Source organism: Nanhaiella sioensis (assembly GCF_046557775.1).
Classification (GTDB): domain Bacteria; phylum Bacillota; class Bacilli; order Bacillales; family SM2101; genus Nanhaiella; species Nanhaiella sioensis.
Genome location: NZ_JBKAEG010000001.1, coordinates 2,538,052 through 2,559,355 on the forward strand (window position 1 = coordinate 2,538,052; position 21,304 = coordinate 2,559,355).

Consider the following 21,304-nt stretch of genomic DNA (forward strand, 5'->3'; position numbering starts at 1 on the left):
AGCAACGCGTGAACATTGATGTATTCGATAGAGCGTGTGAGGAACCCTCTTAAACTATTTAACAAGGCGTGGAACAACGATTGAGGACAAGCGTTTACCTTTCTTCTACGTCTTTTTTTACATATTTACAATGACCACATAAAAAAACATAGCAGACGCTAGCTTTATTTGTATAGCTGTTTGCTATAGAAAGGGTGTAACTCGTGGGGGAAAAACTATCTTTATGGATTTTAATGCTTTGCTTCTCTACATTTTTCCTCGGTGCTCAAGTCAATGCAGAGTCCGATCTTCGTGCGACTCAAAACACAGAGCCTATGACACAGGTTGATCCTGAAGATCCACCAGAGGACGAAGGGGGAGAAGAAACGGACGATCCTGTTGATGAGGAAGAGCAAGAAAAGGATGAAGAATCCGATGAGGACTCAGAGAATAATGAAGAATCTGACGAGGAAACAGCAGCAAATGATGAAGAAAATCCAGAAGGTTCTGATGAGGAAGAGCAAAGTAATGAGGAAGAACCGGAAGGAAATAGTGATGATGAGGATGTTGATGAAGTAGCTACTGAGGATGATCCAACGGACGATCCAGAAAATGAAGGGGAACCTTCTGATGAAGAAAACAATGATCAGTCTGATGACACTGATCAGCCAACTTTTGAAGATTTCATTGATCAAGATCAAGTGTTTATCGATATTAATAATGACTATTGGGCTATGCCAAACATTCATTACTTAGTATCATTAGAGATTATCTCAGGCTATACTTTAGAAAACGATGACAAGCAATTTTTTCCAGAAAACAACGTAACCCGGGCACAGGCAGCTAAAATGATTATTGAAGCGTTAGGAGAAAGCCAGCTTGAGGTAGCGGATGCAACTTTTACTGATGTACCAACGAATCATTGGGCATCAGGGTATATCGAAAAGGCTGTGCAGCTTGGTGTTATTTCAGGATACGGTGATAAATATCAACCAAATGACACGTTGAAAAGGTCACAGATGAGTAAGATTATTACAGAGGCTTTTTCTCTACAGCAAACACAAGCACAGCAACAAATCGATGCAGTATTTACGGACGTAGACGCTAATTATTGGGCATCTAATTACATATCGGCATTGTATTATCAAGGGATTTCAAACGGAAGTAATAATCAATTTAAACCGGAGAAAGCTGTGTCAAGGGCTGAGTTTTCGGTGTTCTTATCGAGAACATTAAATGAAAACTTTCGAATGACAGTCCCAGAACCAGAGCCAGAGCCAGCTCCAGAGCCTGATAGTGAAACTGGAGAGTTAAAAGGAGTCGTTACTGTTGAGACCACGTTAAATGTTCGTCAGTCGCCATCAACAGAAAGTGAAGTGATTGGCAAGCTGTTGAATGGAGAAATCGTTGATGTAATGGACTTAAGTGGCAATTGGGCACATATTCAGTTTAACAATGAAACTGGATATGTACACAAAACATATCTTAAGCTGTTATCAACAGATAAAGGTAACATGATCGAAAATCGCATTATCGTCATTGATGCTGGACACGGTGGGAAAGATCCAGGAACGTCGGGTTATGATGAGCAAGAAAAAAATATCGTTCTTAAAGTTGCTAAATTAGTTGAGCAAAGACTTGCCGAATTAGGAGCTCACGTCGTTATGACGAGAGATGATGATACGAAGCTAGAGCTTCAGGATCGCGTTGACATAGCGAAAGAAAATTATGCAGATATATTTGTTAGTATTCACGCGAATTCGTCAACCAATCAAGATGCAAATGGTACTGAAACTTACTATAATACTTCTACGAATGAAAATGGAGCGGAAAGCAAGCTATTAGCTAGTGCTATACAATCTGAAATTGTGAAAATAGTTGGATCGGCTGATCGTGGCATTAAGGACAATGAATTGTATGTAGTTAAGCATAATGATATTCCAAGCGTCCTCGTTGAGCTGGGTTTTCTCTCAAACGAAGTGGATGCTGAATTGCTACTTGATGATAATGTATTAGTGAAGTATGCAGATGGAATTGTTTCAGGAATTCAGTTATATTATCAATTATTTTAACACCAACATAGCAACGAGCTGTTTAGCTCGTTGTTTTCTTTAGGCTCTTTTCGTAAACTTTGTTGTATAGTTCCTAAACTAGTCGAAAGACGCCGTTTTACGCTATAGTCATCGTTTTTAGAAGAATAAATGACTATGTATAAGTAAGTTTTTAGTGCAAAAAACAACAATCCATACGAGAACAGCCAAAATGTGAAGGGTGCCACGAACATCGCTATACGTGTTTATAGTATGAAAAATAACAATTAGTGCATTTAATCGACAACAATTGCACGTTCATTTTAACGAAGAGAAATCCCCATGCACATAGGATTTGATATAGCTACTCTTGTAAGAATTACTAGTTGATATCACCTTAATTCAAGAGAGCAACAGTTTTATTATGACATATGTATGGTATAATATTCGTGGTATTTTTAATAAGAAAAGGACGAATAGACATGAAAATTGGGATTGTGGGTAATTATGGGAATAACAATAACGGGGATGAAGCGATCCTGTTAGGTATTATTCAACAATTAACGACACATTTTGATGTAAATAGAAAAGATATTACGGTCTTTAGTGATAACCCAGATTTTACGAAGCAAAAATATGGAACGGAAGCAGCCTCACTTTATTATAAAAAAGGGTCGGCTGTTAAAACATTATTACATACCGTGAAACATAATCGGAAAGTAATGAAAGGGTTAGATGTTGTCATCATTGGTGGTGGCGGCATTTTGATGGACTTATACAAGCGTGAGGCACCTTTGTTTGGAACGTACGGCTTATTAGGACGCTTCTATGGAGCTAAAGTGATTGTTTACGGATGTGGAGTAGGCCCATTGAATACGTCCATTGGTAGATTATTTATTAGACTTCTGACGAGAGTTGCTGATAGTGTATCGGTGCGTGACCCTCAGTCGAAGGAGCTACTTAGGAAAATTGGTGTTAAAAAGGACATCGATGTGATTGGTGACCCTGCTTTTTCCATCACTCCCGAAAAAACACACAAAAGCAGCGAGAAGATAAAAAAAATTGGTGTAACAAGCCTACCGTATTATAACTTAAAATATTGGCCTGAAGCTAATGATGAAAAATATGAAATGTATGTAAATGGGATGGCTCAAAACCTAGATGCGCTTATTGAAGAAAAAGGTGTAGATATTACGTTCTTTTCAACAAAATATCCACAGGATGTATGGATGACACAGGAAATTTATGACCGGATGAAATATAAAGATCATGCTACTGTCATTGATGATCATTTGCAACCGCATCAACTGATTAATATATGTGCAGAACAGGATGTTGTCATCGGAACGAGACTTCATTCTATCATCTTCTCATATCTTGTAGAAACACCGTCCATTGGTGTAGCGTACCATCATAAGGTTGAGCATTTTATGAAGATGATTGATCAAGAAAAGGCTTGTATTCCAATAGATAACTTATCATCGAACGATACGATATTTTTGTCATCGGTAAATGAAATGGAACAAAATTGGAAACACACAGAAACACTTGTTAAGAAAATATCCGTTCAATTAAAGGAGAAAGCAGCACAAGGGTTAAAGCAATTTCATATGTTGCCGAGAAAAGAGGGTAAGTAACATGAAGAAAAAAGTACTTGTACTAAGTAATATGTACCCTAATGATGACGGCATAACTTTCGGTATCTTTGTGAAGAATCAGGTGGAAGCTCTGAGGAAGCAAGGATTAATTGTAGATGTCATTGCAATTGATGACCCAAGTAATCGCAAAGTGAACGTAATAATAAAATATTGTAAGTGGTTGCTGCAAGCTTTGTGGACTTTACTAATAAAAGGAAGATCATATGATGTGGTCCATGCACATTATGTTTTTCCAACTGGGGTAATAGGCTTGCTATTTCAACAAATTCACCGTACGCCATTAATTGTTACTGCTCATGGCGGTGATATAGATCGCATGGCTAAGAAGAATCCACGGATTCGAAAGTGGACACAAAAAATATTACAACGTGCTAATCATGTCATTGCGGTTGGACAAGGACTGTATGATGAGATGCACGAGCAATATGGCGTTGAGAAGGACAAACTGTCGATCGTTAACATGGGTGTCAACAGAAAAGTCTTTGTCCCATACGAGAAACGAGCTGTCCGTCAACAGCTTGGTTTGAAAGAGCATGAACGTCCACTTATTTTTGTCGGTAATATCATTCGTGAAAAAGGACTTATCGAACTGATTGAAGCATTTACTTTATTGAAAAAAGAACATAAGGATGCAGTCTTGTATGTAATCGGTCAAAGTCGTAACGAAAACTTTATGAATGAGTTACAACAGAAGGTTAGTGAACTACAGACAGCTGATATAAAATTTCTTGGTGCATTAACACAGCAGGAACTTGCTAAGTGGATGTCAGCTGGAGAGGTTTTTGTCTTACCATCTCATATGGAAGGGTTCGGTCTTGTAGCAGTTGAAGCGATGTCTTGTCACACGCCTGTAGTAGGAAGTGATGTTGGAGGTTTATCGTATTTGCTAGCAAATCAACATGGGATATTAGTGCAACCACAGAATGCAGATGCACTTTATGAAGGAATTAATGCAGTTTTAAGTGATGACCAACTTAAACAGCAATTAATTAACAATGGCGAGAAACGCGCAGAAGAAAATGACGAAGATACTCTTATCGATAAGCTAATAAGCATTTATCATAAAGGATGAAAGACATGAAGAATCAACTTTTTAAAGCGATTGGAATCGTTACGATTATTAATATAGTTGCTAGGCTTATTGGTTTTGCTAAAGACGCAGTAGTAGGTATGTTATTTAGTAAAACAGAAGCAGATGCTATATTTTTTGCCTATACGATTCCAAACCTCATTTACCTAGTTGTTGGTGGTGCAATAACCACAGCATTTATTTCAATTTATAGCAAATTACCGACGAAAGAAGAAAAAACAAAATTTCTAAATATCGTATTTTCTTATATGACGGTTATTTTTATTGCTTTAACCATATTGTTAATGATATTTGTCGATCCAATCCTTAAATTATCCTTTAGGCAGCTTTCTAGTGAAAGCTTTGAAATTACAAAAAATCTTTACTTATGGATGACTCCGTCTACCGTTTTATTAGTACTATCAATATGGTTAAGTGGAGTATTAAATGTTCATAATCGATTTAGTTTATCGACATTTTCAACGTTATTATATAATTTAGTGTTTTTAATATTTGGAGTCGCCCTTATGCCGATACTCAGCTTTTATTCATACGGGTTTGGTGCGTTACTCGGTGCAGTTTTTATGCTTGTTGTGCTCATATACGGAATCAAAAAAGAAAAGATCCAATTTCGTTTTCAGTTTGCATATACAAATGAAATGAAACGATTAGTCAATATGACAGTTCCACTTATTTTAGGAGGGGCTGCGTTACAATTTTACATTTTTATTCAACGTATTTATGCTGCACGGTTCCCTGAATTTGATGGGTTAACGACACTGTTAAATAATGCTTCCAAGCTTACACAGTTCCCTCAAGCAGTATTAATGACAGCTGTTACGACTGTTATTTATCCGTTGCTGTCTAAAAAGGTAGCAGCGAATGAGATGGATCAAATTGAAAGCTTATATCAAAGGGGTTTACGAGTACTTAGGCTGATGCTATTACCGATCACGGTGTTTGTCTATTTTTACGCACAAGATATTGTCACGATCGTTTTTGAATATGGAAAATTAACAGCAGACGACACAATATTGACCACTCCACTCGTGCAAATATTAGCCATTTCTATGTATGCTCTCGCATCAAGCGCATATGTAACGAGATTTTTCTATGCGATGGAAAACACATTCTTACCTGTTTTGATTAACGTTATTTCCGTATTTGGTGTAACAGTTCTCGCAACAAATATTCTTATCGACTATGAAGGCACTAATGCCATTGCCTGGGGAACGACAATAAGTGCTATTTCAAATTACATTTTACTCGTGATGTTTGGACGCTTCATCCTACGCTTAAAAGTGTATGGGAAAGAGATAATGCAAATTTGGAAAACATGGATCTTTATTTTGATCTTAGGTACCATTACATACGTTTCTTCCATTTGGCTCTCATTTGCTTCTTCCTTCATCAACGTAGCAATCGGGTTCGTGATATTTGTAATCGTAGGTGCGCTCCTTATGAAATTATTGAAATTTCCTGAGCTTGAAATATTTACGCGTTACTTAAGAAGTAAGAGAAATAAGCAAGTTGTTTGACGGGGGAGGGGTAAAGGATGCTTCATAAAAAAGGGTTTTTATTATGTACTATTACCGGCTTATTAATCACGTCTGCTTGTTCACAGGAGCAAAAAACATATGCAGGTAAAAATAACGAGGTAGCAACAGCAGAGTGGACGGAGCAAGAGCTAGGTGAAGTAGCTGCAAGTACACAAAGCGTAGAAGATAAAGTTGCTTTACTTGAGAAAGAAGTAGAAGATCTTTTAATGAGTTCAGAACAGTCAACTGAACAGCCGGTCTTTAATGATGTGCAAGCTGATTATTGGGCTTTTGGAGAAGTTATGAAATTGTACAAGCAAGGAATTATTTCAGGCTACCCAGCTGAACAGCTCTTCAAACCTGAAAATACAATTACAAGGGCACAAGCAGCAAAGATGATTGTCATAGCACTTGACCTCCCACTATCTAAAACACCGTCCGTATTCAATGATGTAGAGCCAGGTAATTGGGCCGAACAGTTGATTATGACTGCTTTTGAACATGGGTTGATTGACGGTAACAACGGTTCGTTTATGCCAAATGAACCAATGCGAAGAAAACATATGGCTGTTGCATTACAAAAAGGCTTTCAATTACAGCCACTAGACGTTGCTTTTACAGAGTATGTGGATGTAACAAATGATAACAGTGATGGTGACATATATGACGCTATAAAGATTGTTACCCAGCACGGCATTGCGACAGGAAGCAATGGTTATTTTAACCCAAGTGAGCCAACGAAACGCTCTCAGTTTTCTGCATTTCTTGTACGAGCATTGGAAAGAGATTAAGTAGTAAATACACAAAAGGTGAAAACATCTAACAAAATAGGGCAACATAAAGGAGACTTATTATCGTAAGTCTCCTTGTTTGTGTCTATAGATGGATATAAAGCTTTTTTGGTGATCATCTGACTTCGATACCAATGTAATAATGCTTTAATATTTGGTCGTATGTATAGCCTGCTGATGCCATGCTTCGTGCACCCCACTGACTCATGCCTAGACCGTGGCCCCAACCGTCGCCTGAAAATTGATACGCTTGAGTAAATGTTGGATAAAGAGCTGTTGACGTTTTAGTTTTTAATGTAATGTTGTCGTCGACGATTGTCTCTGTCGCATTGTCTGTTGTTTGTAGCTCATAGCCGTAAAGGTTATCTACACGAGTTGTTGAGCCGTCTGCAAGGATGATTTTTGCAGCTGCATCACCAGTAACGGTAAATTTGGAGCTCTTTATGTACTCTCCGAAGATGGTGCGAAATCCATCAGAAGAGCTTGTAAATGTAGGCTTTAATGAAATGGAGGATCTAGTATTCCTTTCATTGTCATATACAATGGCTTCCATTTGTTGTACTGCACCAGCTATACTTCTTTCAGTTACTTTTAAAGAGAGTAAGGTGTTTTGTGCATTACCAAATAGGCTGTTAGTTATCGTTGTAGCAGGGATGCTCATGCTCCAACCATAATGAGTGTTATCTGGATGTTGATCAAATGAATCCTCTACAGCTCGAATATAAGGAATAGGATTTGACCATACATCTTCACTATTTTCAGTATAACCACCACTACTAGCATGGAAAAATGCCTGAATAGGTTCGTTGTTATATGTTGCAAATATGCCATTTGTTTCAGCGATTGCTTGATTAGTCGTTGCTGCTTCGTTCGTTTTACCACGATAAACCTGACTTGCAACAGTCATGTTTAAATATTGTGATGTTTGCATTTGAGAGAACGCATAACTCCGTGCTGCTACAGCTTGTGCTTTTAGTGCTTCATATGGCCAATAAGATGGCATCTCACTAGGTACAACACCTTTGATGTAATCTTCAATATGTAACGTGTTAACTAAGTTAGGTGCTTCTTCTGTTAGTTGAGGTGTAATTGAAAACGAACCTCGATACTGTACAGGCATCGGTCCAGAGCTCGTCTGGATGTTAGATATTTCTACAGCATTTTGGTCATTTTGCTCTACTTCATAAAGTCCATATCCAGAACTCGATTCGTAGGAGTCACCATTGGTTGTAGCGATGACTATACCATTCTGTTGCTCAAATATAATGTCTGTAGTATAAGGAATTACCGATTGATCTTTTAGGTTCACAACATGATATGACCCAAATATTTTTGCTGAAAATGTTTTTTCTGGTAACAATTTTACCTTAATACTCGTCTCATAGAGTGGAGGTGATATACCTGCCGTCCCAGATCCAGCAGAGATTGTTGGGAGTAGAGCTATAAAAATGATTGACATGATAGCGATGGCTAATTTTTTCATCGTATGTACACCACCCTATCGTTATGAGTTATTTTCAAGCTTATTTTTTAATTGATCAACTTGATCTTCAAGCTCTGTCACTCTTTGTTCTAAATTCTCTACCTTATCACTCAGTGGATTAATTTTTGACAAAACCCATTCTACACTTGCAATGACAGGCTCTGTATTGGCGGCAGTCTTAACTGTAAATATTGATAGTGCAAGCATACTAGTTACACAAATTGCTAGAATCGATTTCTTAGAGAATTTCATTTTTTTGTTTCCTCCTTGTATATAATGGTCAAAAAATGAAAGATTTGCACGAATATTATTATAACAAAGAAATGGTGGCCTGCGTTTCGCTATTTTGAGAATGCGATAGAAGTAGCAGGAAACTGTTAAAAATAGTTGTCTAGTATTCTATTTATCTTATAAAGTAGTTATGATATAATGCAATTTGTATAACTAGAAAACAAGATAGCAAATATACTTAAATTTAGAATTAATTGTAAAACTTTATGTAAAAAAGAAGATAGTTTTGAATCAAATTGGGCAACATATATTACTAAGGAGGGTCTACATGATTTATTTGACCTCATTGATTTGTTTAATAATCTCCATATTGATTACGCCGCTTGTAAAGAAATTTGCGTATAAAATTGGAGCAACAGATCGTCCGAATCAGCGCAAAGTACATCAAAAAATCATGCCGCGTTTAGGTGGCTTAGCGATATATATAAGTTTTCTAATCGGTGTGTTGATTTTACGACCTCAAGATGAATTTCAATTAGCTATACTTATCGGTAGTGCCATTATTATCCTCACAGGTGTATTAGATGATGTATTTGAATTATCTGCGAAGATAAAATTAGGTGGGCAGTTATTAGCTGCCGGTGTGGTTGTATTAGGTGGTGTACAAGTTGAATTTATCAACTTGCCATTCGGTGGTGAATTACAATTTGGCTGGTTCAGTATACCGTTAACAATACTTTGGATAGTCGGCATCACTAATGCCATTAATTTAATCGATGGCCTTGATGGTCTAGCAGCAGGAGTATCTGCTATCGCATTGATTACAATTACTGGAATGGCGATGATTAAAGGTGATATATTTGTTGTCAGTATTGGGTTAATTATGCTTGGAAGCATTATTGGCTTTCTATTCTATAATTTCCATCCGGCTAAAATATTTATGGGTGATACAGGAGCGTTATTCCTTGGTTACATGATAGCTGTTCTATCACTCCTAGGATTTAAAAACGTTACATTTATCTCCTTGATTGTGCCAATCATTGTGTTAGGGGTACCGATTTCAGATACATTCTTTGCGATCATTCGTCGAATCGTAAATAAAAAGCCGTTATCTGCACCTGATAAATCACACTTGCATCATTGCTTGTTACGACTAGGGTATAGTCACCGACAAACCGTTCTTGTTATTTACGGTATAAGTGCCATGTTTGGAGTTGCTGCTGTTATTTTCTCACAAGTAACGATATGGTATGCACTCGTCATTATTTCAGTGTTATTACTTGTCGTTGAGCTATTTGTTGAAAAGATCGGCTTAATTGGTGAAAATTATCGTCCACTAATTAATTTCATACGCGGCATTTTATATGCACCAAATGTAAAAAAATAATTAATGGAGGATGACAAATGATCTAACCCAATGAATTTGTTGGGCAGGATCATAGTCATCCTCCTTTTTTAGCATCTATTTAAAATGATTAAATTTATTTATTTTAAGGGTGAGCAAGACTTCAAGGGCTGACCTTCAGTTTGTGTTAGATGTGATATGTTTGTACATCCCACTTCTCATAACATAAATTAATATGTGCAACTATAGCATTGAATCGAAGTGAAGTGGACGAATGACAAACGGTCTCATCAACTCCAGTATCTTTCCCAACACTTTCAATACAGCAAAGCATATATTATGAACTGAAGGAGAGTTTTAAATCTTCATTAACTTAAGAGAAGTTAGTATTAAAAATAACACAGCTCTACTCGTCAAATATAGACGAATAGAGCTGTGTTTCTTAATTATGATCGGATGTTTGTTGCTCGTTGTTTACAACCGAATCATTTGCCGTATGATCTGCATTCACATTTAAATGTGTTTTTAATTCTTGCTTAATATTTTCTAATTGTTGTTTATCTAGATCGTAATAATAAATGCCGTCAATCATTGCATTACTACCTTGCAATTGGAGATTATCAATTGTAAAGCTTGATGTCGCATAATCATAGAAAGAAATCATCTCGTCAAAGGTAAGGTTTGTTTTAATGTTGTTACCAAGTGCTTCGATGATTGCACTATATTTTGTAACAGAACCTAATGAAGCTGCTTTTTCAGCAATTGCTTTCATCACGAGCTGCTGGCGTTCACCACGCATTAAGTCAGAATCTATTTTTCTCGTTCTGGCTAAAGCAAGTGCTTCTTCACCGTCAAGTGTTTGTAGCCCTTGTTCAAGATAAATGGCTCCTTTACGATCTTGACTGTCCTGCTCAGAAAATGTAATTGGAACATCGACTTCAATTCCATCAAGTGCGTCGACTAAATCAACGAATGCGTTGAAATTCAATTTTACAAAGTAATCAACTGGAATATCAAGTAAGTTTTCAACTGTCTCAACTGCACCGTCAGTTCCACCGAAAGCATGGGCGTGATTTATTTTGTCATTATACCCTACTGAAGGGATATAAACATATGAATCTCTCGGCATACTTAATAGTTTTACAGACTTTTCTTCCTCATTAAATGTAGCTAGTAATAAAGCATCTGTTCTACTATTACCACTACCTCTTGCTTCACTATCATCTACACCCATAAATAGAATTGAAATATTATCTGCTTTTGGGTGTACGACTTCTTCGCGTTTTTCTGATTTTTCGCCTCTGACTAATTCCTCATTTGCCTCATTGGCAGCTGATTGTGCCTGGTTTAATAAAATGGAACCGTATGTTGTCACGCCTAATATAATGGCTAATAATGGGATCGTAAATAAATAAATTATTCTTCTTCGCTTCTTTTTACGATGCTTTAACTTAAGATAGCGTCTATCATTATTCATAGCATTCTACTCCTTTAAGTTTTAAAGATTGTTCGAATAGGCACAAACAAAGTTTAGTAAAAGAGCCACTATTTAAAATGATGGTGGCTACTGTTGAACTCAAAAAAAGTATAACAGCTTCCATTGTACCTTTTTTTATAAGTCTCGTAAATGGGGAAATTTAGTAAAATGAAAGCTAATATTATTCATAACGAACTAAAATGCCTTACTTCTAGGTGCTGTTAGTGGCTTAATGTGTTTCCATCTGGTTGAACAAAACATAAGCCACTATATCTAGTATAACATGTTAGTGGCTGGTGCTAATATCCAATAATTAGGATGTTGTTGAACTGTAGAAATAAATGCTTTATTGTTCGTTATTAGAGCTTTCATTGTTAGGAGGCTCAACGTCTTCTAGGTGATCTTGCAGTTCTTTTTTAACTTCTTCTAAATAAGTTTCATCTAATTCGAAAATATATGCTGCTCCAGCTGTTGAATCATACCCTTGTAGCTGTAGCGTCTCAATTGTGAGATCAGGCGTGGCATATTTGTATAATGAAGTGATTTCAGAGAAAGTAGCAAAATTATGTTTTAAGTTGTCTCCAAGTGCTTCAATCATCGTGCCATACTTCGTAATCGAACCGAGTGAAGCGGCTTTATCAATAATCGCCTCAATAATAAGCTGTTGACGTTTACCACGTTCAAAATCATTATCAAGCTTCCTTACTCGTGCTAACGCAAGTGCTTCCTCACCAGTTAATGTTTGCAGGCCTTTTTCTATATAAATGCTATTAAGTCGATCCTGACTATCTTGTTCAGAAAATGTAATTGGTACATCAACTTCAATACCACCAAGTGCATCAACAATGGCAACAAATGCATTAAAATCCAATTTAATATAGCGGTCAATCGGTAGATCAAGAAGCTGTGAAACAGTTTCAATGGTTGCTTGAGTTCCGCCATTATTGGAATGTGTGATTTTGTCTTTACTATCCTTATAAGGAATATATACATAGGAATCACGTGGGATATGTAAAAGCTTCACAGATTTTTTTTCTTCATTAAATGTAGCAAGAAGTAATGCATCTACATTATTTGCATCAACCCTCGTTTCACTATTTTCTATGCCCATAATTAACAACGAAAAGTTATCTTTTTTCTTTATAATCGCTTCTTGTACTGGTGGACTAGATGTATCCTCATTAGTCGGAACCTCTCGTGAATTTTCAAATGCATTTTGAGCTTTTATATATAAATTTGCACCATATGCAGTGGCAGCTATGATGATAATGAGCACTGGAATGATGAAGATAATAAGCCTCTTGCGTCGTTTTGATATAACCTTTCCTGATTTATTGTCCTGATTGTCTTTCATTCCCTCACCCTTCTTCGTTTCGTGTAATTCCTTATATTGTAACGGTCTCCTCTAAATATGTGCTTATGCCTTCAGAGATGACGGCTTTACCGTTCGTTAAATCTGTCATCCATTCAATAAATTGTTGTTTATGCTCTTCTTCTACATATACCTCAATATCGACATCTTCTAAATAGTGAATTTCTTTTAGTTTGTATATTGAAGAACGCAGCTCATTTTCGAGCTTCCCGAGCCAATTATAATCAATTTTGGTGTGCATCACACGCATCAGCGTTCTTTCGACAATACCCGTCGCTTGAAGCCCCTCAGATACAGCCTTCCCATAAGCTCTAACAAGCCCCCCTGCACCTAGCTTAATTCCACCAAAATAACGAGTGACAACGACGACGGTATCTTTTAGGCCTTTCTTCTTTAGCACTTCTAGCATCGGTACACCTGCCGTGCCACTAGGCTCGCCGTCATCATTTGCTTTTTGAATTTGGTCTCTTTCACCAATTAAGTATGCAGAACAATTATGAGAAGCATTCCAATATTGCTTCTTAATATCAAGTATATATTGTTGTGCTTCTGCATCAGTCGTTACTCGCTTTACGTGACAGATGAAGCGGGATTTTTGAATCGTAATTTCATGTTCTCCATTTCCCTTTACGGTATAATACTTTTGTAACAAACTGATAACCCTCCTGAATATACTTCTCGATCAAACTTTCGCCATTCTTTTAAATGTCGTTCTTTTTCGTTATAATTCTCCATATATATTATAAAACGACAAAAATTTTACAGCAAATAGTTTTCCGCAATATTTACATTAATGGAGCAAAGTCTGTTTTGCAAATAAATACTGTACTTATTCTTTATTTTTGTAAAATCATTTAGCTTTTTAGGTTGTCGATATGAAATAGGTACTATTAACTATATTGCTTCCAATTTGTATGAATTTTTTAAAAAATATCGACAAAAATAGCGAATTTTGTCGACGTTTAAATGGGAAAATATACTTGTTTGCTCCATGATATAATTAAAAGCAAGAACCTTCTTAAATCACTGTAGATTGAAATTTATACATATATTGCAATAATCATGAAAAATTTGTCTAAAATCGATTGCTAATACAAAGCCCAACAATATATAAAGGAGGAAAAATGACAAAGAAATTTAATACATTAGCATTAGATAATATCCTAAAAAAAATGATAGAAACTGTCGATAGTAGCAAAGGTGAAATTTTTCAAATAAGTGAGCAATCGCGTACGGAATACGAAAAATTAAATGAAGAACTTTTAAAGACAAAAATTCTAGTAAATGACGTGATTGATGAAGGTGACAAGTTAGATACTCATGAAAAGTTTGCAAGGCAACGACTTGTAGAGGTGAGTAGACATTTTGATCAATATAGTGAGAGTCAAGTTCGCGGTGCTTACGAGCAAGCACATGCGCTACAAATGAATTTATCAATGGTTCGAGAACGTGAAAAACAGCTTAGAGATCGACGTGATGACCTTGAAAGAAGGATATTAGCATTATCGGAAACGATTGAGCGAGCGGACCATTTAATGGGACAAATTTCAGTCGTTCTCAATTATTTAAACAGTGATTTTCGACAAGTTGGAGAATTGCTTGAAGATGCCATTCAAAAACAAGATTTTGGTTTGAGAATTATTGAGGGACAAGAGGAAGAGCGGAAAAGGCTATCACGTGAAATTCATGATGGACCTGCTCAAATGCTCGCAAATGTTATGATGAGATCAGAGTTAATAGACCGATTGTACCGTGAACGTGGAGCAGAGGAAGCATTTAAAGAGATACGTGATTTACGGACGATGGTACGCTCCACTCTCTCTGAAGTAAGAAGAATTATTTATGATCTACGTCCGATGGCTCTAGATGACTTAGGGCTAATCCCTACCTTAAAAAAGTATTTGTCAACAGTTGAAGAATATAATCAAGTAGTCATTCTATTTCTTAGTATTGGAAAGGAAAAAAGATTACCTGCTCGATTAGAGGTAGCACTTTTCCGCCTAGCACAGGAATCGGTACAAAATGCCATTAAGCATGCTGACCCAAGTAAAATCCAGGTGAAAATTGAAATTGGAGTGAATAATGTTATACTGGTCATTAAAGATGATGGTAAAGGATTCAACATCCATGAAAAAAAAGAAAATGCTTTTGGACTTATAGGAATGAATGAGCGAGTAGACTTATTAGAAGGTGAAATGACAGTAGATTCCAAAGTGGGTGTAGGTACGGTAATTATGATAAGAATCCCAATTCCTGTTTAATGATCATTCAAGACGTAGTGGCAGGTGTGGTAGGGTAATTTCAAATAATCGAATGTAATAAAAGGAAAAGACATAGAGTAATACGCATGTAAATGCAGTAAAAATACTATTATTTCTTACCGGTAGAGGATTAAGCTATTAATAAATATAGTAACGTAGTTCTTAGTAGCCTTGAAAAGTATGGGGAGGATTACATTGAATACTAAAATAGTTATTATTGATGATCATCAATTATTTCGAGAAGGTGTAAAAAGGATTTTAGATTTTGAGGAGAGCTTTGAAGTAGTTGCGGAAGGTAGTGACGGAAACGAAGCTTTACAACTTGAAAAAACATTTAATCCTGATGTTATATTAATGGATATAAATATGCCAATTGTAAATGGTGTTGAAGCGACAAGATTACTAATAGAAGAAAATAGTGAAGCGAAGGTCATCATTCTTTCGATTCACGATGATGAAAACTATGTTATGCATGCTTTGAAGACTGGTGCTAGAGGCTATTTGTTGAAAGAAATGGATGCGGATGCATTAGTTGAAGCGATAAAAGTTGTAGCAAATGGAGGCTCATATTTACATCCAAAGGTCACGCATAATCTTGTAAATGAATTCCGACGCTTAGCTGATGGTGGACAAACGAATATGGGAAATGCCATTGAAAAAACTGAAATAAGAAGACCGCTTCATATCCTTACTAGACGTGAATGTGAAGTGTTACAGCTATTAGCAGACGGAAAGAGCAACCGTGGAGTCGGTGAAGCATTATATATTAGTGAAAAAACAGTTAAAAACCATGTAAGTAATATTTTGCAAAAGATGAGTGTTAATGATCGTACTCAAGCAGTTGTAGTTGCCATTAAAAATGGCTGGGTGGAAGTACGATAAATGAGGTAACACCTCACCTTATGATTGTGTGAATGAGAAGGTTAGGGTTTATGATCATATTCGTCGTTTAATAATTGAAATAGCTTGTGTATTTTCTATACAATTTATAAACAATATCATGTAAAATAAATGATGGTATAAAGATGTTATTAAGCTCAAACATACGGCATAAGGAAGGATTGTAGGAATGAGGACGGCAATTTTAACTGATAGTACGGCGTATATTCCATTGGAAATTCGTAAAAAGCTTCATATAGAAATGATTCCATTAATGGTTAATTTCGAGAACGAATCATATAAAGAAGAAATTGAAATATCAGCAGACGATTTTTATGACAAGGTTCGTGGTAATGGAGAGCTACCAACAACCTCACAGCCGTCAATTGGCTTGTTTGTTGAGAAATTTAAACAATTAGCTAATGATTTTGACGCAGTCATTTGTATTCACCTCTCCAGCGGTATTAGTGGAACTTATGCTGGTGCAGTTTCAGCTGGAGAAATGGTCGAAAACATAAATGTCTACCCATTCGATTCAGAGACGAGCTGTATGCTCCAAGGCTTTTATGTAATAGAGGCAGCTGAAATGGCAAAGGAAGGTAAAACTCCTGAAGAAATAACCTTGAGGCTTCAAGAAATGAAAAAGTCAGTCCAAGCTTATTTTATGGTTGATGATTTATCACACCTTCAGCGTGGGGGACGCTTAAACAGTGCTCAAGCATTAATCGGCAGTCTTCTACAAGTGAAGCCAGTTCTGCATTTTGTTAATAAAGTGATTGTGCCGTATGAAAAGATTCGTACACGCAAAAAAGCACTTCAGAAAATGATAGACATGTTTGGAGAAGAGGCTTCAAATCAATTACCAATGCGAGCAGTCATCATTCATGCAAATCGCGAACAACAAGCTGAGCAAATAAAGAGTGAACTTGAAAAGCAGTATCCACATGTCGAATTTACATTAAGCTATTTCGGAGCAGTTATCGGCACACATCTTGGAGAAGGTGCAATAGGTATGGGCTGGTATAGGAAGTAATTTATGGCTCTTTTCGTAAGCTGTCTTGCTATTGTTATAAAATGAGCATCGTAGGAAGAGAGTTTTTATTTTTGTCATCGTTTTACCGAAAAAAAAAATGATCTGGATGTGTACATGTAGTACAAAAAACATCAATCATTCGAAAACACCTTAATTTATTTATATCTCATTCACAGCAGGGGGGGCATAAGCGAACCCCTACTGTAGGATCACTTAATAAGCTGGTCATGTTATAAGATACAACGCTACGAAAACTCATTGAATAACAATTTATGTCAACTACTATTAAACTAAATATGACTATTCATAAATTATGAAAGGAGCTCGAATATGCGGTTTTACGAGTATCGAGAGCGGTTAATACCTGAGCCTCTTGCTACTTCTGAGCTTAAAAAGCATCATCTCCAAAAAAAACCACTCGGACAGTGTTCATTCATGTCACCTCCAACTTGTAATTCTTCTTATGTCTACAGTAAGCAACTACAGCAATACTTATTTGGAAAGCAACTGTTGTTACACGATATCCCCTATCCTCTAGACCTTATCCATGAGCATTATGTAAATGGCTACCTTACTTATCAACAAGGAATTACTTTTAAACATGGAAATTATTATTGTGAACGGTGTGGTAATCGAAACAAGCGGCTCTTTTCCAGCTTCTTATGTGCTCGATGTCATGAAAAATGTACCTATTGTAGAAAATGTATTATGCTAGGGAGAATAAGTGAATGCACACCTGTCATACATTGGATTGGTCCAAGCCCAGATTCTCCGAGGAATGATGGTTCATTACAATGGGATGGTACATTGTCAAAAAGTCAAAAGCTAGCCTCGACAACAATTAAAGAAACAATAGATCAACATAGTACCCTTCTCGTGTGGGCTGTGTGTGGATCTGGGAAAACAGAGGTGTTATTCAGTGGAATAGAAAGAGCATTGCAAACGAATAAATATATATGCATTGCAACGCCAAGAACAGATGTTGTGTTAGAGCTTGCACCGCGCTTACGAGAAGTTTTTCCTTCTATTAATATTAATGCATTGTACGGCGGGAGCGCTGACTTGAAAAATAAACTTGAACCATTGACGCTTTCGACTACACATCAACTTTTACGTTATTATCGTGCTTTTGACGTTGTGATCATTGATGAGGTTGATGCATTTCCATATACTGTAGAACCTATGCTACGATATGCTGTTAATAACGCTAAAAAACTAACGGCATCAACAATTTATTTGACAGCTACCCCTCATAGTCAATGGCAGAGGGAAGTAAAAAGACAACAAAGGAATGCGATTGTCATTCCCGCTAGATATCACGGTTATCCACTGCCTTTGCCCTCGTTTCGCTGGTGTGGAAATTGGCAGAAGTGCCTGTTGAAGCATCATCTTCCTACAATCGTCACCTCATGGCTATCTATGCATCTCCAATGCAAAAAGCAAGCTTTGCTTTTTGTTCCTTCAATTGATGTTTTGCACACAATCACAATGATTATAAAGAAATTTGATCAACGAATTGACAGTGTTTCATCCAAAGATCCAAAGCGTAAAGAAAAAGTTGCGGCTTTCCGTAAAGGCGACATTCAAATTCTTGTGACGACAACGATACTTGAAAGAGGTGTGACGATACCAAACATTGATGTGGCAGTACTAGGTGCTGAGGATCGTATTTTTACTGAAAGTGCACTCGTTCAAATTTCAGGGAGAGTAGGAAGGCATGCTGCATATCCAACTGGAGAAATCATTTTCTTTCATTTCGGAAAAACAAAAGCGATGGTCAGAGCCAAAAGACATATTCAATACATGAATAAAAAAGGACAAAGGCAGGGCTACATTAATAATAAATAGTTTGATGTTTTATAAGGGAGTGATTACGATGAAGACATGTCTTCTATGTCACAAACCATATCAAATGGAAGTAAGCTGGCGTGCTATATTGACTTTGTCGCCTGAACAACAAAAGATTTGCCACGAATGTCATAGAAGGCTTACAATAATTGAAGGAAAGCTATGTAGTATATGTGGTCGTCCTTTACAGGATGTATCGTCAACAACAACATTATGTTACGACTGTGTTAGGTGGGAAAATCAACAAGAGTGGCGAGATGTACTTCAGCGTAACCGATCTGTTTATATGTATAATGACTATATGAAAGAAACACTTAATCTTTTTAAATTCCGTGGTGATTATGCAGTTGTGCATGCCTTTAAGTCATTATTTCAACAATGCTTTAAAGAACATTTTCAAGATAACTATATGATAGTTCCCATTCCTTTAAGTAATCAACGTTTATATGAAAGAGGCTTTAATCAAGCAGATGCAATAGCTCATTTGCTAGATTTATCATTGTCTCATCCTCTATCACGTAAACACGTAAAAAAACAATCAAAAAAATCAAGATATGCACGTATCCATTCGGACAATATGTTTATATTTAATGAAACTGTTCTTGTGAAACACCAACAAATCTTACTTATTGATGATGTATATACGACTGGAACAACCGTCCGTCATGCTGCGAAAGCCCTATTACAAGCTGGGGCAAAATCAGCTTCTTCGCTCACTTTAGTGCGAGGATAAATATGTCATTTCTTTATTATCAATGCTGTTTTCGCATTGATTGTTATTTTTCGTATTAAGAAATAAACACGTAGTCAACTATCGATCGTGGCATCTTTTCTTCTGTACGAAAATGACTAACATATAAAATCACTTTTTGTAGTACGAATTTGTTAACAAAAGCAACAATGTTTACGAAAAGAGCCATTATCAATTAGAACATAGAATGCTATAGTAGACTAAAAATATGAATACACATAGTACGGGAGGATTATGATGAATGAATTAATGAATTGCCCACGGTGTGAGAGATTATTTGTAAAGCATAATATGAGAGAAGTTTGTGATCAATGCTATAAAGAAGAGGAAGAAGCATTTAACAAGATTTATACGTACCTACGAATCAAAAAAAACCGCAGTGCTACAATTGCACAAATTGTTGAGGATACAGAGGTAGCTGAAGAATATATTATCAAATTTATTAAAAAAGGGCGGTTAAGCCTTAAGCAATTTCCGAACTTAGGATATCCGTGTAAACGGTGTAACGATTTGATTCAAGAGGGTGAACTATGCAAAAAATGTGTGGCTCAATTAAAAAATGAATTAGCTACATTTGAAAGGGAAGAACATAGACAGGAACATATGAGGAAGCGTGAACGCAAGTCTATTACTTATTATTCTCTTTACAAAGATGAATAATTTACTATTGTTTATTAAAATTTATTGTTAACAACCGATAATAGTAACAAGAGGGGAGTTCACTCATTAATGAAGGTGAGGGATACACATGAAAATTAATCAGTTTAAACCAAATGGCTTATATGCATATAAGCAGCAAACGAACCAATATAAAAATAACATAGATAAGCATACGAAATCTGATCGAATCGAAATTTCTTCAGCTGCAAAGGAATTACAGGAAACCTCACAAGTTGAAATCGATCGTCAGCAAAAGGTCGAATCGCTAAAGCAGCAAGTTCAAAATGGTACTTATACAATTAATCGCGAACAGGTTGCTAAAGGATTGTATCATTTTTACACTAAACAATAACACAACATAGATATTACAGATAAATAGGGGGAGTACGATTGTCTTCTCAAAAATTATTACAAACTTTAGAAAGCTTATTTAAACAACACGAAAGCTTGTATGATCTAAGTATAAAAAAGGTAGATGTCATAAAAAGTAGTAATATTGAGTCTTTGGACAAGATTCTCATAGAGGAACAAAAGCATATTGCCATCATTAATAAGCTGAATGAAGAACGAAAAGCAATGGTTTACGAGCTAGTTAGTGGTCATCCGATTTCAGGGAATGAGCCAACGATGACTGATTGTATCAACATCGTTTCTGGTCAGACGAAACAACAGTTAGCTGACATACAAAGCGAGTTAATTAAAGTGATAGACAAGCTAAAACAACAAAATGAACTTAATCAAGCGCTTATATATCAATCACTCCAATATGTTAACTTGTCTCTAGATTTACTCATCCCACAGCCTACTTCATTCAATTATGAAAAACCAACGTCAACTACATCACATGAACAAATAGTTAATCGCAGCATGTTTGACTCAAAAGCGTAAAGAAACGGAGG

General features: G+C 36.3%; 19 protein-coding genes. 14 read left to right on the forward strand and 5 right to left on the reverse strand.

The features are described from left to right. Positions 1-203 precede the first annotated feature (203 nt). From V1503_RS11810 to V1503_RS11830, 5 genes are all read left to right on the forward strand, one after another. Positions 204-2,051, forward strand: coding sequence for an N-acetylmuramoyl-L-alanine amidase (locus V1503_RS11810; RefSeq protein WP_410627121.1), 1,848 nt, complete (start codon positions 204-206; stop codon positions 2,049-2,051). 440 nt (positions 2,052-2,491) lie between these two features. Then, a complete protein-coding gene (locus tag V1503_RS11815; protein ID WP_410627123.1) occupies positions 2,492-3,646 on the forward strand; it encodes a polysaccharide pyruvyl transferase family protein in 1,155 nt (384 codons plus the stop codon). A 1-nt stretch (position 3,647) separates the two neighbouring features. Further along, positions 3,648-4,739 carry a glycosyltransferase gene (locus tag V1503_RS11820; protein WP_410627125.1) on the forward strand — a complete coding sequence of 364 codons (1,092 nt, stop codon included), beginning with the start codon at positions 3,648-3,650 and terminating at the stop codon, positions 4,737-4,739. 5 nt (positions 4,740-4,744) lie between these two features. Further along, positions 4,745-6,274 carry a murein biosynthesis integral membrane protein MurJ gene (gene murJ / locus V1503_RS11825; RefSeq protein ID WP_410627127.1) on the forward strand — a complete coding sequence of 510 codons (1,530 nt, stop codon included), beginning with the start codon at positions 4,745-4,747 and terminating at the stop codon, positions 6,272-6,274. Between the two features lie 17 nt (positions 6,275-6,291). Next, on the forward strand, positions 6,292-7,065 hold the full coding sequence (locus V1503_RS11830; RefSeq protein WP_410627129.1) for an S-layer homology domain-containing protein: 774 nt from the start codon (positions 6,292-6,294) through the stop codon (positions 7,063-7,065). A gap of 115 nt (positions 7,066-7,180) precedes the next feature. Here V1503_RS11830 and V1503_RS11835 read toward each other — a convergent pair whose 3' ends face one another. After that, positions 7,181-8,548, reverse strand: a complete 1,368-nt coding sequence (locus V1503_RS11835) for a SpoIID/LytB domain-containing protein (RefSeq protein WP_410627131.1) — start codon at positions 8,546-8,548, stop codon at positions 7,181-7,183. A 21-nt stretch (positions 8,549-8,569) separates the two neighbouring features. Next, positions 8,570-8,800, reverse strand: a complete 231-nt coding sequence (locus V1503_RS11840; RefSeq protein WP_214480759.1) for a hypothetical protein — start codon at positions 8,798-8,800, stop codon at positions 8,570-8,572. 307 nt (positions 8,801-9,107) lie between these two features. Between V1503_RS11840 and V1503_RS11845 the strand changes: the two genes are divergently transcribed. Continuing rightward, positions 9,108-10,166, forward strand: a complete 1,059-nt coding sequence (locus V1503_RS11845) for a glycosyltransferase family 4 protein (RefSeq protein WP_214480758.1) — start codon at positions 9,108-9,110, stop codon at positions 10,164-10,166. Positions 10,167-10,566: 400 nt separating this feature from the next. Here the strand turns inward: V1503_RS11845 and V1503_RS11850 are convergent, their stop codons facing one another. From V1503_RS11850 to V1503_RS11860, 3 genes are all read right to left on the reverse strand, one after another. Then, complete coding sequence (locus tag V1503_RS11850) at positions 10,567-11,601, reverse strand: LCP family protein (RefSeq protein ID WP_410627134.1); 1,035 nt, start codon at positions 11,599-11,601, stop codon at positions 10,567-10,569. Positions 11,602-11,947: 346 nt separating this feature from the next. Continuing rightward, the gene (locus tag V1503_RS11855) at positions 11,948-12,955 is read right to left on the reverse strand and encodes an LCP family protein (RefSeq protein ID WP_320258064.1); all 1,008 of its coding nucleotides are present in this window, start codon (positions 12,953-12,955) and stop codon (positions 11,948-11,950) included. Positions 12,956-12,986: 31 nt separating this feature from the next. Then, positions 12,987-13,625, reverse strand: a complete 639-nt coding sequence (locus V1503_RS11860) for a YigZ family protein (RefSeq protein WP_214480755.1) — start codon at positions 13,623-13,625, stop codon at positions 12,987-12,989. Positions 13,626-14,097: 472 nt separating this feature from the next. On the opposite strand from V1503_RS11860, the gene V1503_RS11865 reads away from it, so the two are divergent. The 8 genes from V1503_RS11865 (at position 14,098) to V1503_RS11900 (ending at position 21,293) form a co-directional block, all read left to right on the forward strand. After that, positions 14,098-15,234: a sensor histidine kinase gene (locus V1503_RS11865; RefSeq protein WP_410627137.1), complete on the forward strand. Its 1,137-nt coding sequence runs from the start codon at positions 14,098-14,100 to the stop codon at positions 15,232-15,234. A gap of 180 nt (positions 15,235-15,414) precedes the next feature. Next, the gene (locus tag V1503_RS11870; protein WP_214480753.1) at positions 15,415-16,116 is read left to right on the forward strand and encodes a response regulator; all 702 of its coding nucleotides are present in this window, start codon (positions 15,415-15,417) and stop codon (positions 16,114-16,116) included. Between the two features lie 187 nt (positions 16,117-16,303). Continuing rightward, complete coding sequence (locus tag V1503_RS11875) at positions 16,304-17,146, forward strand: DegV family protein (protein ID WP_410627139.1); 843 nt, start codon at positions 16,304-16,306, stop codon at positions 17,144-17,146. Between the two features lie 330 nt (positions 17,147-17,476). Further along, positions 17,477-18,994, forward strand: coding sequence for an ATP-dependent helicase ComFA (locus V1503_RS11880; RefSeq protein WP_410627141.1), 1,518 nt, complete (start codon positions 17,477-17,479; stop codon positions 18,992-18,994). Positions 18,995-19,022: 28 nt separating this feature from the next. Further along, entirely contained in the window at positions 19,023-19,727 is a 705-nt protein-coding gene (locus tag V1503_RS11885; protein ID WP_410627143.1) for a ComFC family protein, read from the forward strand. A gap of 255 nt (positions 19,728-19,982) precedes the next feature. Continuing rightward, entirely contained in the window at positions 19,983-20,405 is a 423-nt protein-coding gene (locus V1503_RS11890) for a TIGR03826 family flagellar region protein (RefSeq protein ID WP_410627145.1), read from the forward strand. Between the two features lie 88 nt (positions 20,406-20,493). Continuing rightward, positions 20,494-20,757, forward strand: coding sequence for a flagellar biosynthesis anti-sigma factor FlgM (gene flgM, locus V1503_RS11895; protein WP_410627147.1), 264 nt, complete (start codon positions 20,494-20,496; stop codon positions 20,755-20,757). Positions 20,758-20,795: 38 nt separating this feature from the next. Beyond that, positions 20,796-21,293, forward strand: a complete 498-nt coding sequence (locus tag V1503_RS11900) for a flagellar protein FlgN (protein ID WP_410627149.1) — start codon at positions 20,796-20,798, stop codon at positions 21,291-21,293. Positions 21,294-21,304: the final 11 nt, after the last annotated feature.

What these genes read in the sequence shown, in the direction of transcription:
- V1503_RS11815 (WP_410627123.1), top strand. Translation starts at nt 2,492, where the DNA reads ATGAAAATTGGGATTGTGGGTAATTATGGGAATAACAATAACGGGGAT.
- V1503_RS11820 (WP_410627125.1), top strand. Translation starts at nt 3,648, where the DNA reads ATGAAGAAAAAAGTACTTGTACTAAGTAATATGTACCCTAATGATGAC.
- murJ (WP_410627127.1), top strand. Translation starts at nt 4,745, where the DNA reads ATGAAGAATCAACTTTTTAAAGCGATTGGAATCGTTACGATTATTAAT.
- V1503_RS11830 (WP_410627129.1), top strand. Translation starts at nt 6,292, where the DNA reads ATGCTTCATAAAAAAGGGTTTTTATTATGTACTATTACCGGCTTATTA.
- V1503_RS11835 (WP_410627131.1), bottom strand. Translation starts at nt 8,548, where the DNA reads ATGAAAAAATTAGCCATCGCTATCATGTCAATCATTTTTATAGCTCTA.
- V1503_RS11840 (WP_214480759.1), bottom strand. Translation starts at nt 8,800, where the DNA reads ATGAAATTCTCTAAGAAATCGATTCTAGCAATTTGTGTAACTAGTATG.
- V1503_RS11845 (WP_214480758.1), top strand. Translation starts at nt 9,108, where the DNA reads ATGATTTATTTGACCTCATTGATTTGTTTAATAATCTCCATATTGATT.
- V1503_RS11850 (WP_410627134.1), bottom strand. Translation starts at nt 11,601, where the DNA reads ATGAATAATGATAGACGCTATCTTAAGTTAAAGCATCGTAAAAAGAAG.
- V1503_RS11855 (WP_320258064.1), bottom strand. Translation starts at nt 12,955, where the DNA reads ATGAAAGACAATCAGGACAATAAATCAGGAAAGGTTATATCAAAACGA.
- V1503_RS11865 (WP_410627137.1), top strand. Translation starts at nt 14,098, where the DNA reads ATGACAAAGAAATTTAATACATTAGCATTAGATAATATCCTAAAAAAA.
- V1503_RS11870 (WP_214480753.1), top strand. Translation starts at nt 15,415, where the DNA reads ATGGGGAGGATTACATTGAATACTAAAATAGTTATTATTGATGATCAT.
- V1503_RS11875 (WP_410627139.1), top strand. Translation starts at nt 16,304, where the DNA reads ATGAGGACGGCAATTTTAACTGATAGTACGGCGTATATTCCATTGGAA.
- V1503_RS11880 (WP_410627141.1), top strand. Translation starts at nt 17,477, where the DNA reads ATGCGGTTTTACGAGTATCGAGAGCGGTTAATACCTGAGCCTCTTGCT.
- V1503_RS11885 (WP_410627143.1), top strand. Translation starts at nt 19,023, where the DNA reads ATGAAGACATGTCTTCTATGTCACAAACCATATCAAATGGAAGTAAGC.
- V1503_RS11890 (WP_410627145.1), top strand. Translation starts at nt 19,983, where the DNA reads ATGAATGAATTAATGAATTGCCCACGGTGTGAGAGATTATTTGTAAAG.
- flgM (WP_410627147.1), top strand. Translation starts at nt 20,494, where the DNA reads ATGAAAATTAATCAGTTTAAACCAAATGGCTTATATGCATATAAGCAG.